The 837-nt window shown below is 68.3% G+C and carries 1 protein-coding gene; it reads right to left on the bottom strand.

The features are described from left to right. Positions 1 to 834 (bottom strand): serine hydroxymethyltransferase (gene glyA / locus Q2T94_RS20485; RefSeq protein ID WP_302266482.1); only part of this gene is annotated, 834 nt, incomplete at its 3' end. Between the last annotated feature and the right edge of the window lie 3 nt (positions 835 to 837).

The raw sequence follows: 837 nt of genomic DNA, 5'->3' as shown, positions 1-837 counted from the left end.
CTGCGTCGCGGCGATCTTGAACGCGACGGCCTTGCCGGCGATCACGTGCTCCAGCGGGCCGCCCTGCTGGCCCGGGAACACCGCCGAGTTGATCTTCTTGGCGATGTCCGCATCGTTGGTCAGGATGATGCCGCCGCGCGGACCGGCCAGGGTCTTGTGCGTGGTGGAGGAGACCACGTGGGCGTGCGGCACCGGGTTGGGGTGCAGACCGGCGGCGACCAGGCCGGCGAAGTGCGCCATGTCCACGAACAGGTACGCGCCGACCTTGTCCGCGATCGCGCGGAACCGCTCGAAGTCCAGCTGCCGCGGGTAGGCGGACCAGCCGGCGACGATCATCTTCGGCTTATGCTCCAGGGCCAGGGCCTCGACCTTGTCCATGTCCACCACCAGGGTGTCCTCCTCAACGCCGTAGGGGACGATGTTGTAGAGGCGGCCGGAGAAGTTGATCTTCATGCCGTGGGTCAGGTGCCCGCCGTGGGCCAAGTTCAGGCCCATGATGGTGTCGCCCGGACGGATCAGCGCGTGCATCACCGAGGCGTTGGCCTGCGCCCCGGAGTGCGGCTGCACGTTGGCGAACTCGGCACCGAAGAGCGCCTTGACGCGCTCCAGGGCCAGGGTCTCCACCACGTCGACCTCCTCGCAGCCGCCGTAGTAGCGCTTGCCCGGGTAGCCCTCGGCGTACTTGTTGGTCAGCACCGAGCCCTGGGCCTGCATCACGGCCAGGGCCGTGTGGTTCTCCGAGGCGATCATCTCCAGCCCGCGCTGCTGGCGCGCCAGCTCCGCGTCGATCCGCTCCGCGATCTCCGGATCCAGGGTGGCAATGCTTTGCGTCAGCGA

Source organism: Paeniglutamicibacter sulfureus (genome assembly GCF_030512175.1).
Lineage (GTDB): Bacteria > Actinomycetota > Actinomycetes > Actinomycetales > Micrococcaceae > Paeniglutamicibacter > Paeniglutamicibacter sulfureus.
The sequence above is the reverse complement of the archived record's forward strand: the minus strand, read 5'-3'. Positions and strand labels throughout refer to the sequence as shown.